Annotated in this window: 11 protein-coding genes; 8 read left to right on the top strand and 3 right to left on the bottom strand. The window is 54.8% G+C overall.

Annotated features, from left to right (window positions below; all coding sequences use genetic code 11):
* Positions 1-29: 29 nt before the first annotated feature.
* The gene (locus CCALI_RS03825; RefSeq protein WP_016482157.1) at positions 30-1,031 is read right to left on the bottom strand and encodes an isocitrate dehydrogenase (NAD(+)); all 1,002 of its coding nucleotides are present in this window, start codon (positions 1,029-1,031) and stop codon (positions 30-32) included.
* Between the two features lie 129 nt (positions 1,032-1,160).
* Here CCALI_RS03825 and hemL point away from each other — a divergent pair, with 129 nt between their 5' ends.
* The 7 genes from hemL (at position 1,161) to CCALI_RS03790 (ending at position 10,489) form a co-directional block, all read left to right on the top strand.
* Positions 1,161-2,468: a glutamate-1-semialdehyde 2,1-aminomutase gene (gene hemL / locus CCALI_RS03820; protein ID WP_016482156.1), complete on the top strand. Its 1,308-nt coding sequence runs from the start codon at positions 1,161-1,163 to the stop codon at positions 2,466-2,468.
* The gene (locus CCALI_RS03815; RefSeq protein WP_044948838.1) at positions 2,465-2,983 is read left to right on the top strand and encodes a hypothetical protein; all 519 of its coding nucleotides are present in this window, start codon (positions 2,465-2,467) and stop codon (positions 2,981-2,983) included. Before hemL ends, CCALI_RS03815 begins: the two co-directional genes overlap by 4 nt.
* Positions 2,984-3,254: 271 nt before the next feature.
* Positions 3,255-5,807, top strand: a complete 2,553-nt coding sequence (gene gyrA / locus CCALI_RS03810) for a DNA gyrase subunit A (RefSeq protein WP_231729998.1) — start codon at positions 3,255-3,257, stop codon at positions 5,805-5,807.
* Between the two features lie 75 nt (positions 5,808-5,882).
* Entirely contained in the window at positions 5,883-6,665 is a 783-nt protein-coding gene (epsC, locus tag CCALI_RS03805; protein ID WP_016482153.1) for a serine O-acetyltransferase EpsC, read from the top strand.
* A 40-nt stretch (positions 6,666-6,705) separates the two neighbouring features.
* On the top strand, positions 6,706-8,241 hold the full coding sequence (locus CCALI_RS03800) for a VanW family protein (protein ID WP_016482152.1): 1,536 nt from the start codon (positions 6,706-6,708) through the stop codon (positions 8,239-8,241).
* A gap of 201 nt (positions 8,242-8,442) precedes the next feature.
* Positions 8,443-9,435, top strand: coding sequence for an ABC transporter ATP-binding protein (locus CCALI_RS03795; protein ID WP_016482151.1), 993 nt, complete (start codon positions 8,443-8,445; stop codon positions 9,433-9,435).
* A gap of 124 nt (positions 9,436-9,559) precedes the next feature.
* Positions 9,560-10,489, top strand: coding sequence for a cobalamin-binding protein (locus tag CCALI_RS03790; protein WP_016482150.1), 930 nt, complete (start codon positions 9,560-9,562; stop codon positions 10,487-10,489).
* Here the strand turns inward: CCALI_RS03790 and CCALI_RS03785 are convergent.
* A complete protein-coding gene (locus CCALI_RS03785) occupies positions 10,479-11,306 on the bottom strand; it encodes a twin-arginine translocation signal domain-containing protein (RefSeq protein ID WP_016482149.1) in 828 nt (275 codons plus the stop codon). The two genes, CCALI_RS03790 and CCALI_RS03785, sit on opposite strands and share 11 nt — an antisense overlap.
* Positions 11,284-14,895, bottom strand: a complete 3,612-nt coding sequence (gene smc / locus CCALI_RS14815) for a chromosome segregation protein SMC (protein WP_016482148.1) — start codon at positions 14,893-14,895, stop codon at positions 11,284-11,286. The genes CCALI_RS03785 and smc overlap by 23 nt, the downstream gene beginning before the upstream one ends.
* 303 nt (positions 14,896-15,198) lie before the next feature.
* On the opposite strand from smc, the gene CCALI_RS03775 reads away from it, so the two are divergent.
* Entirely contained in the window at positions 15,199-17,424 is a 2,226-nt protein-coding gene (locus tag CCALI_RS03775; RefSeq protein ID WP_016482147.1) for a hypothetical protein, read from the top strand.
* The last annotated feature ends 240 nt before the right edge of the window (positions 17,425-17,664 follow it).

Here is a 17,664-nt window from a genome sequence, read left to right as displayed (position 1 = left end):
AGAGACCCTTTGCCCCATGGTATCTTGCTTCAAAGCGCAGCGATAATCGCATCGGTGATCTGGTCGGTGGTGGCGTCGCCACCCATATCGCGCGTGCGCACTTTTCCTTCCGCCATCACTTTCATAACAGCGTTTTCGATACGGTTAGCAGCCGCCTGTTCCCCGAGATGGCGAAGCATCATGACCGCGGAAAGGATAAGGGCGATCGGGTTGGCGATATGGCGGCCGGCGATGTCGGGAGCAGAGCCGTGTACAGCCTCGAAGAGGGCGATGCCACCTTCGCCAATATTGGCTGAACCGGCAAACCCAAGGCCGCCGATGAGCCCAGAGGCAAGGTCGGAGAGGATATCCCCATAGAGATTTTCCATGACCATCACGTCGAAACGCTCCGGCCGCATCACCATGTTCATGCAGGTCGCATCTACGATCATCTCCTCGTATTCAATTTCAGGAAACTCACGTGAGATGCGCCGGAGACATTCGAGGAAGAGGCCGTCGGCGAGTTTCATGATATTCGCTTTATGCACCGCAGTAACCTTGCGGCGACCGTGGCTTTTGGCATATTCGAAGGCATAGCGCCCAATGCGCAGGCTAGCCGCCTCGGTGATGATCTTAAGGCTCTCCACCACCCCGGGCACCACAATGTGTTCAAGACCAGAGTAGAGGTCTTCACTGTTTTCACGGATGATCACAAGGTCTACGTGATCGTAGCGCGATGGGACGCCCGGAATGGTGCGTGCGGGTCGCACATTGGCGTAGAGATTGAGCCGTTTACGTAGAGTGACATTGGCGCTGGGAAAGCCCACGCCTACCGGGGTGGTGATCGGCCCTTTAAGGGCAACTCGGTTCTTGAGAATGGAATGAATGACTTCGTCGGGCACCGGTGTGCCATATTTCGCGACCACCTCAGCGCCGGCCTCCATGCGCTCCCATTCGCATTCCACTCCGGCAGCCTCTACCACACGTACGGCGGCCTCAGTGACTTCAGGCCCAATGCCATCGCCGGGGATAAGGGTTATCGTATGTTTCACTCGCCTTTCTCCTCTCGAAAAGCTCTCCTATTCACTTTACTCTATTTTCGGTTCTCTGCTTAAGGTTCTGCGCAGCAAGATCTTGGAAAAAGTGGGTAGAATGGAGAGAGACCACAGGAAAAAGAAAAGATGAAGACTCATCAACGTTCCAAGGAGCTTTACGAGCGCGCGGTAAAAGTTATCCCCGGTGGTGTGAACTCGCCAGTACGCGCCTTTCGGGCTGTGGGAGGCGATCCGATTTTTATTCACCGCGGTGAGGGGGCCTACCTCTACGACGTAGATGGTAATCGCTATCTCGACTGTGTTGGCTCGTGGGGCCCACTGATCTTAGGGCATGCGCACCCCGATATTTTGAGTGCCATTAGCGCGCAGTTGCCCAATGGCACCACCTTCGGCGCTCCCACCGAGTTAGAGGTTCTGTTTGCCGAGGAGCTTTGCGAGGCCGTACCTTCCCTGGAGAAGGTACGGCTCGTTTCGTCGGGCACGGAGGCCACGATGAGCGCCATTCGCGCTGCGAGAGGCTACACAGGACGCGATATTATTGTGAAGTTCGAGGGATGTTACCATGGCCATGCCGATTTCTTATTGGCCAAGGCCGGCTCCGGTGTGGCTACGTTGGGGTTGCCAGAATGTGCGGGGGTGCCTGCGGCCGTTACCGCCAACACGCTAACCCTTCCTTATAACGACATTGAAGCTTTGCACGCCACCTTTAGAGAATACGGCTTCTCTATTGCGGGAGTGATTGTGGAGCCCGTGGCTGGAAATATGGGATGTGTACCGCCCATATCTGGTTTTTTAGAGGCTTTACGGGAAGTAACACAACGATACGGTGCGCTCCTGCTCTTCGACGAGGTAATGACCGGGTTTCGACTCGCCTATGGCGGTGCACAGGAGCGATTCGGCATTCTGCCAGACCTCACGATGTTGGGCAAAATTGCCGGAGGCGGCCTACCATTGGGGGCTTTTGGAGGGCGTGCCGAGATCATGGATGTGATCGCACCGGTGGGGCCGGTCTATCAGGCTGGTACCCTTTCGGGCAACCCTGTGGCCGTGGCAGCGGGTTTGGCTACGGTTCAAACCCTGAAAAAGCAGCGCCATGTTCTCTACGAGCGGCTCGATAGGATAGGGGGTAAGCTTGCCGATGCGTTCCGGTACGCTGCGGAGGAGGCAGGTGTTACCGTTGTTGTTAACCAGATAGGGAGCATGATCACCGTCTTCTTTACAGATCTACCAGCGGTTAACAACTATGCACAGGCTAAAACCTCCAATACACAACGCTTCGCCCGATGGTTTCGAACGCTTTTAGAAGAGGGCATCTATTGGCCACCCTCTCAGTTCGAGTCGGCTTTTCTCTCGGATGCCATGAGTGATGAGGACGTTTACCAACTTATTGAGACAGCCCGAGCTGGCTTTTATAAAGCAAGAGAGGCTGCATGATGGCGAAGGGGCGCAGAAGGTATCGCCCAACGGGCGTGGAGTTACTGGTTCGAATCTCTCTTAACTTGCCGTTCGTCTTTGCGGTGGAGTGGGTGCTGCTTACTTTGCTGCAAGTTCGTTCCTTCTTCCCGCCCGGCAACGATGGCCTTCTGGCACGGCTTTGGATGGCGGCCGAGTTGACCCCGCCGATGGCCGTTGGATTTGGTCTTTTCTGGTATTGGCTCGTGCTTGTGAGGCGTTCTCGACAGGGACATTGGGGGGCAGCCGTGCTTTATAGCCCTCTGATCAGCATTTCGTCGGTTGTCGTTGGGGGTGCCCTCGCAGGTTATCTAGTGGGGGTGCCGTTTTGGGGAATGTTATTGGCTCTTGCTGCGCTCATCCTTAACCCACCGTTGCTCTTTGCACAGCTCTTTGCGGGCATCGCGGTCGGTTTATGGACAGGATATTGCGTAGAGAGCTGGTTCTCTAAAAACCGCTCTCCATCTGACGAGAGTTCCCCAAAAGACGATGCCTAGATACGCGGATGTGGTGCTTGACATATTTGCCGATGTTATGATGGTTGGTGCCTAGCATCTTCACTTTCTTCTCTATAGGTGTCTCCAGATATCGGTGTTGAACCGATGTGCAATGCAACGATCTACCTACTTTCCTATAAGTCGGAGGATTCGTTGTCGGCCTGTCGTTTTCTGTTATTCGGAGAATAGGATACATAGTTCTACATAAATAGGGTATAATAGGCCATGTGCGGGTATAATATGTACCTGTACCTCTAAAAAGCAGAGGGGTTTGGAGGCAACTTTGGCGGACGATAAGCTATCTACAGAAGGACAAAACGGGGTCGAGCATAGACTGATCGAGGTGGATATAGAACAGGAGCTACGACGCTCTTACTTAGGCTATGCCATCTCGACCTTGGTATCTAGGGCTTTGCCAGATGCAAGAGATGGTTTTAAACCGGTACAACGCCGCATTCTCTATGCGATGCGTGAGCTTGGAATAGGGCCGGGTTCTGCTAGGGTGAAATCGGCCAAGGTGGTGGGCGAATGCATGGGAAACTACCATCCACATGGGGATGCGGCCATCTACGCCACACTTGTCCGTATGGCACAAGATTTTAGCTATCGCTATCCCCTGATCGACCCACAGGGGAATTTCGGCTCTATTGACGGCGACCCTCCTGCTGCCATGCGTTATACCGAATGTCGCCTCACCCCACTGGCCGTGGAGATGATGGAGGACATCGATCGAGATACGGTGGATTTCATGCCTAACTACGATCAGTCTCGGCAAGAGCCCATCGTCTTCCCCGCCAAGTTTCCAAATCTGCTTTGCAACGGTGCGGAGGGCATTGCGGTTGGAATGTCCACAAGCATTCCGCCGCACAATCTTCGGGAGGTTGTAGAAGCCTCTATCTACATGCTCGATCATCCCGATGCTACACCCGATGACCTGTTTCGTTTCATCCCCGGCCCCGATTTTCCCACAGGAGGGCTGGTTTTGGGCACTAGAGGAGTGCGGGAGGCCTACCGTACCGGCCGAGGGCGTATTATCATGCAGGCAAATCTCCAGATCGAGCCAATGGATGGGGGGCGTAACGCCATCGTTGTAACCGAATTGCCTTATCAGGTAAATAAGGCGCGGCTCATCGAGCACATCGCGGAGTTGGTACGACATAAGCGAGTGGACGGCATAACCGACATCAACGATTTTAGCGATCGTAACGGAATGCGCATCGTGATCGAGCTGCGCCGCGATGTGGTGCCCAACCGCATTGTGAACTTTCTCTTGAAGCACACGGCGCTACGCCAAACCTTCGGCGCTATAATGCTGGCCCTTGTAAACGAACAGCCTCGTATTCTCAATCTTGCCCAGATCATTCGGGCGCACCTAGAGCATCGGCGCGAGGTTATCGTTAGACGCACGCGTTATGAGTTGGCACGTGCACGTCATCAGGCACACATTCGAGAAGGACTTCAGATCGCGCTGAATTTCCTCGACGAGATCATCGCTCTTATTCGGCGGTCGCAGAGCAGCGAAGAAGCCCGTGCTGAGATGTGCGCTCGCTTCAACCTCACCCAGATTCAGGCCGATGCTATTCTCAGTATGCAACTGCGCCAGCTCGCTCGTCTTGAGCGCCAGAAAATCGAGAACGAATATCGTCAGCTGCTGAAAGAGATCGCAGGCCTAGAGGATATTTTGGAAACGCCCGCCCGTGTCACCAAGATGATCAAGGATGAGCTGAGAGCATTACGCGATAAGTACGGTGATGACCGGCGAACCCGCATCCTTCAGACCGAAGCGGAGGAGATCACCGAAGAGGATCTCATTCCTGAGGAGAAGACTCTGGTAACCATCTCGCGGGATGGCTATATCAAACGCGTGCCGCTCGATACCTATCGGACACAGAGGCGGGGTGGAAAGGGAGTGCAGGCCGCCAAGCTTAAAGAGGAAGACCAGATATCGCACCTCTTTGTGGCTACGACCACTCACTACATTCTGTTTTTCACGGATAAGGGGCGCGTCTACCGTTTGAAGGCCTATGAGGTGCCTCAAGTGAGCCGGCAAGCGCGCGGGCAGCATATCAACAACTTCATCCAAACGGAGGCTGGCGAGCAGATAACCGCAATACTACCCATTAAAGACATTAACGGACCTGGCTATCTCCTCATGGTCACTCAAAACGGCGAGGTGAAGCGTACCGCCCTTACGGAGTTCGCAAACCTACGCGCTAATGGCTTGATCTGCTTTGATATCGAGGAGGGCGACAGCCTAAGATGGGTTCGCCATACAAGTGGCAACGACGAAATCATTTTGGTGACACGTGAGGGGCTTGCTATTCGCTTTCCTGAAACAGATGTGCCGGAGCGTGGCCGTGCCGCAGGCGGTGTGCGCGGGATCGAGTTGCGCGATCCTGCTACCAAAACGTTGCGTGACGTTGTAGTGGCCGTTGCTGTTGTAGGTGCGGAGGACCGCGATGCGCAGTTGCTGGTGGCCAGTGAAAACGGCTTTGGCAAGCGCACTGACCTCGCTTCCTATCGGGTCCAATCGCGAGGGGGACGGGGAATCATCACCATGAACGTTACCCCGCGAACGGGCAAGATCGTGGATGCGGTGATCGTGCGCCCCGAAGACAAGCTCATCTTATTGACAGAAAAGGGGGTGGCAATTCGCATAGATGTAGCCAGTATTCGGCTGGCCGGTCGAAGCACTCAGGGCGTAAAGCTGATCGATCTGGCGGAGGGGGATCGCGTAGCTACCATCGAGCGCCTCCTGGAAACGGATTTAGCCGATGAGGAAGGCGAAGATGAGGAGGTCGCTTCGTCTACTGCGGGGCAATAGGGCCTAGAGCGGTATTGAAGCCATTTCGATTGCACAAGTATACTCTTTGTGTTCCTTTATGGAAGGAACACCCTCATGAAAGGGGTACTGCCGACCATGTTCTCTCGGATGCGTGAAGATATACAAACCGTTCTAAGAAAAGACCCCGCAGCGCGTAACGTATTAGAAGCCTTGCTCTACCCTGGCCTGCACGCCATCTGGGCTCATCGAATCGCGCACTGGCTGTGGAACCATCGTTGTCGTTGGCTAGCACGCCTCCTTTCGCAGATAACGCGCTTCTTCACACACATCGAAATCCATCCGGGGGCAAAGATCGGGCGGAGGTTGTTTATTGACCATGGGGACGGTGTGGTGATCGGAGAGACGGCAGAGATCGGAGATGACGTTTTGCTTTATCATAATGTGACCCTCGGTGGAACAAGCCTCGAACGCAAAAAGCGCCATCCAACCTTGGGAAATAATGTGTTGGTGGGCATGGGTGCTGCTATTTTGGGGCCAGTGACGATCGGTGATAACTGCCGTATCGGTGCGAACGCGGTTGTCAACAAGGACATTCCACCGAACTGCACGGTGGTGGGCATTCCGGGGCGCATTGTGCGTCGTGACGGCATTCGCGTTAACGATTCCGAGAGTCCTGTGATGGACAACGTTATTAACCGTGTGGATCCTCAGGATGCGGTTATTCAGGAATTGCATAGGCGATTGGAGCTCCTTGAACAACATAATGAGCGGCTGGAGGAGCTTATTCTGCGTATGGAAAAACAGCTTGCCGGCCACAGCGAGGTTGCCTACAGACCTACCCAGGAGGTAGCCTCGTGCTGCTGCCCCTGCCATGAGGGAGAACGGAACGAGCCGTGACCGCGCTCGATTCGGAACTGTTGAATGGGAGGTTGTTGTGATGTCCCGATCGGATCGGCATCTGTTGCAACGCATATCTGCATGGCGGCAAGAAAAGGGGCTGTTGCGACTTTTCGTTCTCCTACCGCTTCCTTTGTTGGCGATCGGCAGCTCTCTACTTCTGCTCTATTCCCATCATCTCCATTCCGAGGATGTCATTGCCTCGGGGGTTCACCTCTTTACGCTCGACCTCAGCGGCAAGACGCCGGAGGCTGCGAGAGGTGAGATACTACAATGGGCGCAAGATCGGGCCGCGACGCTCCTTACTCTGCATGCTCAGGGAATAGCTAATCACTCGTCGGTCTCAATACGGGCAAGAACCCTAGGGCTTGGCATTGACGTCGACTCCACGCTCCAGACTGCTGAAGACGCCGGACGGACCGGATGGCTGTCGAAAATCGTCTCCCTTATAAGGTCATCCAAACCAGACTACCCTATTGCGCCCACAGTCACGGTTGACCAGAAACAGCTGCACGAGGCGTTGACGCATGTGGCGCATCTCACTCAAGTTCCACCCATCAACGCCAGGATCGTGCTCCTCCCGAAGGGAGGGTTTGGACTGAAACATGAAGTATCGGGGCGCGCCATAGATGTGGATGCTGCCGCCTCCATCGTAACGCGTGCCTGGCAGCAGTTCAACACGCCACCTGCTCCAAGCACGGATACCACCGACAGGGATGGTGCGGCGACAACAGGCAACCTTGAGGATCGACTTGAGCTCAACTTGCCAACTCAAGTGATACAACCTCGCATTACTTATAACATTCTGCATACAATAGATAGCAAGCTTTCATCTTATAGCACTTGGTATGCCGAAGGGAAGCGGGGGCATAACATCGAAGTTGCGACAGAAAAGATAGACGGAACTCTGTTATTGCCCGGCCAAATCTTTTCCTTCAATAATACGGTTGGGCCGAGGGTGCTTGCAAGCGGCTTTGAGGTAGCCCCTGTTATTATTCATGGGCAGTTGCAACCCGGAGTGGGGGGCGGAATCTGCCAAGTTTCGGGCACCCTTTACAATGCTGCCTTAAAGGCTGGGTTAAAAACTGTTTTGCGAAATCACCACTCGTTCCCCGTTTCCGATGGGGGTATTCCCACCGGTCGTGATGCGACCGTCGCCTATGGGGAGCTGGATATGCGCTTTCAGAACAGTTTGCCCTATCCCGTCTATATCGTCGGCCGGGCGCATGGAGGCTTGCTAACCTTCGATATTTTTGGACATGCCGATCCGGATCGCACCGTGCAGCTCGTGCGTGGGCGCCTTCATGAGGGCGATGTGCCTGTGGAGATCATTCATGATCCCAACCTGCCTCCAGGCCGTCGGGTTGTGGAGCAGAAGGGGCGCCCTGACGTGCGCACTGTGTGGTATCAGATCGTCCGTGTCAACGGCAAGGTAGTAAGTCGAGATGTGATTCCTTCACACTATGAAGGGCAGCCGGAGATCGTGCGTATTGGCGTCAAAGCCTCCCCCGCTGCCCGGCAGCCGAAGGCGCATCCTCCTACTGTACAGCCCGCGCAACCCCCTGCTCCTGGCTAACTTCCAAAGAGTGTCGTGACCGGTGACGCTGCGGCAGCTGATGGGGGCGGAGCCGTTTCATCTGCTACAGCCACTCGAACTATTAGCAGGAAGAAATGGTGCATTTAGAAAAACTCTTGTCTGCTGCAAATAGCTAAAGACTTAGGTACATTATTCCTAGTTGAGAGGCCTTCAAGACTGAGAGGTAGATCGTGTAGAAAAATGGATGAAGACGACGTGCTGTTGCAAGTGGACGACCTGCGGAAGACCTACGACGACATTACGGCAGTAGATGGTGTGAGTTTTTCCGTTAAAAGGGGGGAGATATTCGGCCTCTTAGGGCCTAACGGGGCGGGCAAAACGACCACCATTAACATGCTTGCAGGGATTCTGCTGCCTACCGCGGGACAAATTCTTTTCGAAGGTGTGCCTTATCGAGCTGCTCCTGAAGAACGCAGTCGGTTGGGAGTGGTTCCACAAGAGTTAGCGATCTATACCAAACTCACTGGCAGAGAGAATCTTTTCTTCTTCGGAAGGCTCTATGGTCTGCAAGGTTCGGTGCTCGCTCGCCGTGTGGCGGAAGTGCTCGAGCTTGTGGGGCTTGCAGAGCACGCCGATCGGCTTGTAGAAAAGTATTCGGGAGGAATGAAACGTCGGCTCAATTTGGCTGCGGGGCTTCTGCATGCACCTCAGCTCCTCTTGCTAGATGAGCCCACCGTTGGAGTCGATCCGCAGTCACGTAATCACATCTTTGAGGGAATCCGTGCGCTGAATCGAAACGGTCTCACTATCCTCTACACAAGCCACTACATGGAGGAGGTGCAGATGCTTTGCCACCGAGTGGGCATTATAGATAGAGGAAAGCTTATCGCCTGCGACACCGTGGCTAACCTTATTGCTCGCGAAGGTGGCTCTGCGATCGAGCTGATCATTGAGGGGAAAGAGGCCAGCCTTGATATACAGAAGATAGACGACGAGCTGAAAGCGGCCCTTTCCTTAGTGCCCTTTGTAGATGTCATCGAAGTAAAAGAGCTTTCTCAGGAAGGCTTCGGTCAACCTGTTATCATGGTATACAGCGCAAAACCCTATCAGGTTCTCCCCGAATTAGTGCGTCTCCTGAATTCCTACCAACTTCCTATCGCCTCTATCAACATCAAACAGCCCACCTTAGAGGACGTTTTTCTCTCGCTCACCGGGAAGCATCTACGGGATTAGGCGCATAAATCCGTAAGGGCGCATAAACTCCATAAGCCGTGCTTGTTTCCGATAGATCTCGCTTATCTAACTTAGAAGAAGGAGTGGGTAAAATGTTGCAGTCATTGAAAAAGGAGGTCGTCGGATGCGAATCGTGTCGTTATTGCCAAGTGCAACGGAGATCGTCTGTGCGCTCGGGTTAGGGGAACAGCTAGTAGGCGTCACTCACGAGTGCGACTATCCGCCGTTTGTGCAGCAGTTGCCAAAGGTTACCAAAACGCTTATCCCCCATACCGCTACCAGCGCCGAGATAGATGCGTTGGTGCGAGAGCGCCTTAAAACGGATAAGGCCCTCTATACCTTGAACATGGAGGTGTTGGAGAAACTGCACCCCGACCTCATCATCACGCAGGCCCTATGCGATGTTTGTGCTGTGGCGGAGGCCGAAGTACGCGCGGCAGCCTGCCAACTTCCTGGAGCACCCCGCGTGGTAAACCTTGAGCCGGCATGTTTGGACGACCTGTATGAGGCCATTCGTAGCGTGGGTGAGGCAACCGGGCATGAGGATTCTGCCGAACAGCTTATTCGTTCTCTTAAGGCGCGTGTGATGGCTGTACGAGAGAGAACGGAGCGTATCTCCTATAAACCGCGCGTAACGCTTTTGGAATGGATTGATCCCCCCTTTACCTGTGGGCATTGGAGCCCAGAGTTGGTGGAGCTTGCTGGAGGCATTGAGGGCCTTGGAAAAGCGGGTCTCCCTTCTCGAACCATGCACTGGGAGGAGCTGGTTGCTTGGCAACCTGAAGTGCTCGTGATCGCCTGTTGTGGGTACACTGTCGAGCGGACGCTGCAGGATATGCCTCTTTTGGAGGGCAGGCCTCGTTGGCAGGAGCTACCCTGTGTACGTTCAGGACGGGTGTACATCATCAACGGTTCGCACTACTTCAGCCGTCCCGGCCCGCGGCTTGTGGATAGCTTAGAGATTTTGGCGCATGCGCTTCATCCGGATGTACATCCTTTGCCGGAAGGATTGCCTCCAGCCCTTCCGTGGCGCGTACCTATCTTTAGCTACTGACCGTGATAGACCAATAGATGATATCTATGGCATCGTTCTTGGTACCCGCCGGATAGACATCACCTGCCGGCTCTGGTGAGAGCAAGGTTGTGGTATCTTGAGAGGTATAAGTACGGTTCTGACTGAGGTCAATGGTGAGGAAGCTGCTCTCTTGGGTCGGATCGAGCGTATTGCCCATGGCATCCACCTCTTTTATACCGCTGGAGTTTTGGTCGGTCGGCACATAGTTGGTGGCTACGATATTCACCTGAAGATAGCGGATAGCCGCCGCCTCCTGCACTTTTTGGTTGGGGTCGGAAGTATCGGTGATCAGTTGAGAGAGTTGAAGTCGGAAAGAGAGGGTGGAAGCGCCCGCAATATCTGAAAGATTGGTGAGATCGGGGAGGGTATACTGAGCGGGCATGCCTTGGTAGATGGCGGCGTTGGGGATGTTGGGGTCGCCGGGGAAGTGGTAGACTCCGATACCGCCAGGCTGATTCTGGTTGTAGAGCACGTAGTCCGTAAGACCGTAGTCTGGTGGGGTACCAAGATTGCCTGGAGAGCCGGTGGCGAAGCCGTTGCCGTAGCCCACAAGGCCGCCTTGGCCGGGGGCATAGACAGCGACCGGCCCTCGGGCGCTGAGGCTTCCGGTGGCTCCATAGCGGTTGATGAGAAAGAAGTAGTAGAAAGCGGGATTCATGGGGCCAGCGAAGCGCATGGTGACGGTGAGACTTTTGCCCCCTACCGCTCCCGTTCCAGGTACGGGGGCTGCACAGCCCCCGGCAGCGAGAGCAATACCGCTCCCCAGCAGCGTTTTAAGAAAATGTCTTCTCTCCATTAGGACTTCCCACCTCCGACAGCTGCGTTGGATCGCTTTCCTTCAGTTGAGGCACGCGATAGCTTATAATACTACTTACTCCCGGCTCGCGCATCGTGACACCATACCAGATCGGAGCTGCCTCCATGGTGACGGGGTTGTGGGTGATCACCAGAAACTGGCTTCGTTCGCTAAATTCACGCACAAGCTGAACAAACTTCTCCACGTTGGCGCCATCGAGAGGGGCATCCACTTCATCGAGGATGACAAAGGGGCTGGGCCGCACGGACAAAAAGGCAAACAGCAAGGCGATAGCGGTTAACGCCCGCTCTCCGCCGGAGAGAAGGGAAAGATTTTGAGCCTTTTTGCCGGGAGGTTGGGCGATGATCTCGATGCCGGTTTCTAACAGATCGTTGGGGTTCGTAAGAAGAAGCTGGGCCCTACCTCCACCGAAAAGCCGCTTAAAAAGTCGGTCGAACTCTTCGCGCACGGCCTCGAAGGTCTGCAGAAAGATATCACGTGTGCTAGCATCAATCTCTGAGATTGTGTCCAATAGTCCTGCTCGGCTTTTTTCTAAATCTGCCTGTTGTGTGGTGAGAAAGTCGCAGCGTTCTGTCAGTCGCTCGAACTCCTCAATGGCTCCTGTATTGACGTGGCCCATCGCCCGTATTTCACGACGTAGACGCGCAACCTCTCGCACGGTATTCTCATCTAGCGCAACCGTCTCTTGATAACAGAGAGCCTGTTCTATAGGGAGGTTATACTCTTGAAGTAGCCTTTCTGCTGCTTGAGAGAGCTGCATTTCGAGGCGCGCGATGCGCAGTTCTGTTTCATGCAGACGCACTGTGATCTCCCTATGGCGTTGAGTCGCTTCGCGCAGCGCTTCGTTTGTTTTGGTGTGGGCATCGAGTTTCTGCTGGCGACTAGTGAGACACTGCTGTACCGATTTTTCGGCCTCTTGCAGCTGGCGCAGGATCTGTTGTCGTTGTTCGGCTAGGCGCGTCGTCTCCTCTGCGACTTTGGCTTCTTCCTGCTGTATCTGAGCATGTAGGCTTTTGCGTTGCTCTATGCGACGTTGTAACTCTTCAAGCGCTTGGCGATTCTCTTGTTGTGAGCGCTTTAGTCCCTGAAGTTGTGTACGAAGTTCGGTGGTTTCTACCTCCAGTCGAGCGGCGTTGCTGCGAAGGGCATCCCGCTTAGCGATACGAATTTCGACCTCCTTCTGCAGGGCGATGAGGGCGTTTTCGGCATCCGTGTCGTCCTCATGGCGCGAGAGAATGAGGTTTTCAAGCCTTTCTTGCTCCTTTTCCAGCTCGCCGATGCGGGTTTTAAGCAGTTGCTGGGCTTGTTGATGCTCTACCTCCTGGCGTTGAAGACGCGCAAGCTCTCTTTCAGCTGCGGCCTGGGTGCCGGCGGCGATGGCGATGGCCTGATCGAGGTTGGCAAGCTCCTGCATGAGGTTGGCATGCTCTTTGGCGGTCTCCTGTTGTTTTTGAAGCAGCTCTTTATGTTGGGTGGCGAGACGATCCACCTCGGCTTGAAGGTCGGGTAAGCGAGTTTTTAGGTCATCTATCTCTCCTTTACGTCCTACAAGGTGGGCCCCCAATCCTTGTAGGGAGCCGCCGGTGAGCGCCCCTCCTGGAGTGAGCAGCTCTCCTTCCAGAGTAACCATGCGCGACCAGCCGGAAAGACGACGAGACAGCGTAATCGCTGTATCTAGATTGCGCACAACCACCACGCGTCCGAGAAGAAGCTGAATCGCCGGAACGTAGCGGTTATCGAAACCAACGAGATTGACGGCCACACCTTCGATTCCTTCCTCTGCAGGAAGAGGGTCGAGAGGACGGCCTGGGCGCAACAGAGTAAGGGGAAGAAAGGTAACACGCCCGGCTCGATGTTGCTTAAGCCAGGCGATGCCGGCTTTAGCCTCTTCTGCCGAAGGGGTAACGATGTCTTGTAAACTACTACCTAGCGCAACTTCAATAGCGATACGGTAGGGTTTTGGAACGGTGAGGAGGTCTACCACAGGGCGATAGTCCCCTCGAACGGCACCCGCCCGAGCGGCTTGAAGCAGAGCCCGCACTCCATAATAGAAGCCTTCATAGCTTTCCTGCAGCTCTATGAGGGTAGAGAGGCGTGCAGCCTGCTCGGAGTAGGCACGTCGAGCTGCTTCCCAGCGATTGCGGCACGCATCGGCCTCCGCCTGCAACCCTTTTTGTTGGGTCTCTAGATGCTCTTGGGTTTGGTATAGCTCATCCCTTTGGGCTCTTCTTTGCGCCTGCTCTACGGTAAGTTGGCGCAGGCGCTCCTCAGCCTGTAGTCGCTGCTCTTGTAGCAGGGTCGCTTCTTTCAGCAGGGCATCGAGCTGTTGGCGGGTTTCGTCAAGGCGAGCTTTTACTCCGTCTAGTGCAGCGAGGCGGCCAGCCCGCTCTTCAGCGCGTCGTAGTTGCTGGCTTCGCTGCGCCTCCAACTCGCGTAAAATCTCGGCGACGGCCTGTTCAACTGCTTGGAGGGCCGCTTGCTCGGCAGCCCACGCCTGTTCACGTTCCGCCAGTTCGGCTTGCAGGCGCGCGCTCTCTTCGGCCTCTGAAGCGATCAAATTTTCCAGTAGCTCTTTCTGAGTATTCAGCTCGGCGATCTCTTGAAGAGCTTGTTCTTTGGTGCGAACGGCGGCGCGGGCGCGCTCCTCTAAAACGGCCATACGGCTCTGGAGACGTTCCGCCATGGAGAGCAGGTTTTGGTGGTTTGTGCGCGCGATCTCCAAATTCTCTTCCACCTGAACCACTTGCTCTGTTAGCTCGGCAAGATGCTGCTCGAACTGAGCCTGTTGTATTTCGATGCGATGCAGTTCTGCACGATCCAGCTCTTGCTCTTGACGGATGCCATAGAGCTCATAATCCGCCTGTTTCGCCTCGGCAACAAGCAGGCCGACCTCAATTTCGCGTAAGCGCTCTTGGTAGCCGAGATAGCGGCGGGCGGCGATGACTTGGCGCTCCAGGGGTTCTTTTTGCGCTTCCAGCTCACGAAGGATATCGCGCACGCGTTGGAGGTTGGCCTCGGCCGCCTCCAGTTTACGTAGAGCCTCCCGCTTTTTGACACGATACTTTTTGATGCCTGCGGCCTCCTCAAACAGCTCACGCCGATCTTCTGGGCGGGCTGAAAGGACAGCGTCCACTTCCTGTTGCCCAACAACGGCGTAGGCGCCTTTGCCGGCGCCGGTATCTAGAAACAGCTCCACAATGTCTTTCATGCGGCAGGGAGCGCCGTTAATGAAGTATTGGCTTTCGCCGGAGCGATAGATACGTCGGGAAATGCTGACTTCAGAAAAGGAGATGGGCAAGAAGTGATCGGAATTGTCGAGCAGAAGGCGCACCTCTGCCATGCCAAGAGGTTTGCGTTTATCGGAGCCACTGAAGATAACATCCTGAGCGCGTTCGGCGCGAAGGAGACGAGGGTTCTGTTCGCCTAGCACCCAGAGGATGGCATCTACGATGTTGGATTTACCCGAGCCGTTCGGCCCCACAATGGCGGTGAGCCCAGGGCCGATCTGGAGCTCGATACGGTCGGCAAAGGTTTTAAAGCCAAGTAGCTGAAGCTGTTTAAGTTGCACCTATCTTCCTAACGAGGTGGTGTTACGCTTGCACAAGATTTTACCTTTTCCGTGGCCTTCAAAAGATGAAGACGAGTGGGGCTCCTTTAGAGAAACTTAGCGTCGGTCTTCCCGCTCCTAGGATTGGGGATGAGGGGTAGCAAAGAAGCTTGTCGCGTTTGCCCCTATCTTGTCCTTTCTCTCTATTCCCTCTTTGTCGAAGTGGGGAGAGGAGTTTGGACACTTTATGGGTAAACTAGAGAGCACCTGTGCTTGCTTCAGCAAAAGAACCTTTCAACAAACTTTCAAGGAGTTTTCCTGCCGATGGTCTCTGGTTTTCCAATAGGTTTTCTGGTGGGTGGAATCGTTTTGCTTATGGCGCAGATGCCGACGGGTTCTGCAGCACGTCCTGTAGACCCTTTGCAGAAAGAGGAGCGCACCTGTTTCCAGACGGGAGCGCACTGGGACCCCGGGCTTCAGTTGGATTCCGACTTAGCCCTCTGTTACGGGGTAGGTCCTGATATCGGTGCCCGCATTGCCGAGTGGAAAGCACAGGGCTATCGCGTAGGGGTTATGACGGGAGTGTCGTGGGGAAACTACCAAGACTACCTCTACGGGCGCTTTGATGGGATCAACCATGTAGATGAGGCGCAGACCGATCGCTATGGGAACGTGATTTCTCATGGGGGCGATGTGTACTATATGTGCCCCGGCAAAAACTACGGTAAGTTTCTTTGTTTGGGGGTGCAACGCGCTTTAGATGCTGGCGCCGAGTCGATCTTTTTGGAGGAGCCAGAGTTTTGGGTTCGTGCCGGCTATAGTGCAGGGTTTAAGAGGGAGTGGCAAGACTACTATAAGACCCCTTGGGTACCACCCCATAGCAGTCCAGACGCTCAGTTTCGAGCGTCCTTGTTAAAATACTATCTTTACCGTCGTGCTTTGAAACAGATATTCGACTACGTCCATGCCTACAATAGGCGAACAGGCAAGCAGGTTCGATGCTATGTGCCCACACACAGTCTCATCAACTACGCGCACTGGCGTATCGTAAGCCCAGAATCTAGTCTGCGTTTGGTAGGAGCGGACGGTTACATTGCTCAGGTATGGACGGGCACGGCGCGCACACCCAATAATTACGATGGAGTGCTCCGCGAGAGAACTTTTGAGACAGCGTTTTTTGAGTATGGTGCGATGATGAACGTGGTGCGGGCTGGTGGGGGGCGCGTTTGGTTTCTGAACGACCCAGTGGAGGACGACCCAAACCATTCTTGGGATGACTACCAGAAGAACTGGGAGGCTACGGTAACGGCCTCACTGATGTGGCCGCAGGTTTGGCGCTATGAGGTGATGCCTTGGCCCGAGCGTGTTTGGCATGGCAAATATCCTCTGCTTTCGGCCCAGCAGCGGTCGGCGGGGCAACCGGAGGAGCGCGTGCCGATTCCGCCGTCCTATGCCACCGAGCTGCTCACGGTGATCAATGCGATGAACGATATGAAACAGACCGATGTGCATTGGGATTGTGGCACGCAAGGAATTGGGGTGATGGTATCGGATAGCATGATGTTTGAGCGCGGCGAACCGGTCTCTTCCGATGACCATCTAGGGTCTTTCTTTGGTTTAGCTCTGCCGTTGTTAAAGCGGGGCATTCCGGCAGCTCCAGTGCAGTTGGAGACCTGTGGCCGCAAAGGAGCGCTCAGTCCCTATCGTGTGTTGTTTATGACCTATGAGGGCATGAAGCCTCTCTCGCCAGATGTGCATACAGCGCTGGCTAAATGGGTTCAATCGGGCGGAGTACTGGTATTTGTGGACAACGATGACGACCCTTACAATGCCATTCACTTTTGGTGGAATGAGGGAGGACTACACTATACGACACCGCGAGAGGCACTTTTCGATCGACTTGGGGTCTCGTATAAAGGAACATCCGATTCGGTGCTCGCAAGCCCTCAGCTCACACCTATTCATCGGGTAGGGAAGGGAGCGTTAATCTGGTGGTACCAAAGCCCTGCGGCGCTTACCCATTCGTCGGACGGCAGTGCACGCTTCCAGATAGTGCTAGAACGTGCCTGTAAGGCTGCCCATCTTGCCTATCATGTGACAAACTATGTAGTGTTGCGTCGAGGGCCTTATGTGGTGGCCGCAGGGCTCGACGAGTCGCTGCCTGAGCCACCTCACGTGCTGGATGGGCATTTCCTGGATCTCTTTGACCCCCATCTGGCGTTGACGAACAAGGTGGTGTTGACGCCGGGCAGTCGGCATTTGCTAATGGATATAGGGCGCGTAGAGCCGGGGAGCACGCCGAAAGTGCTTGCTGGGGCCAGCAAGATATTAGGCGCCGGTGAGGCTGGAGGGTGGTTCCATTTTCATGCTGAGGGACCGGAGGGCACTACAGCGGTTGTCTGTGTACGCTTCCCACACCGCCCTAAGCAGATATTGGTAGATGCACAGGTGGTTCCTACAAGCGATTGGGACTGGGAGCCAGCATTTCATCTGCTTCGCCTTCGCTTCCAAAACGCCGCCGAGGGGCGTGTAATTCAAGTAAAGATGTAGACTTCTCGGCGATCTTATAAGGTGTGCGTGTGGAGGAGGCGCACCCTCCATCGTTGTTTAGTAGGGGCGCAGGCCCGGCACCCCTACATTTGGGGCCCTACATTTGCACGCGGAGATGGCAGGGTACGACGCCTGCGTCGCCCCTACATTCGCCTCTATCCGGCGTGCGGGCACTGTGTAAAAGAGAAACGCAAAGCATCTACATCTGAGGGAGAACCCCGCTCATCTTGTCGTGATGAG

Source organism: Chthonomonas calidirosea T49 (genome assembly GCF_000427095.1).
GTDB classification, from domain to species: Bacteria; Armatimonadota; Chthonomonadetes; order Chthonomonadales; family Chthonomonadaceae; genus Chthonomonas; species Chthonomonas calidirosea.
The sequence above is the reverse complement of the archived record's forward strand: the minus strand, read 5'-3'. Positions and strand labels throughout refer to the sequence as shown.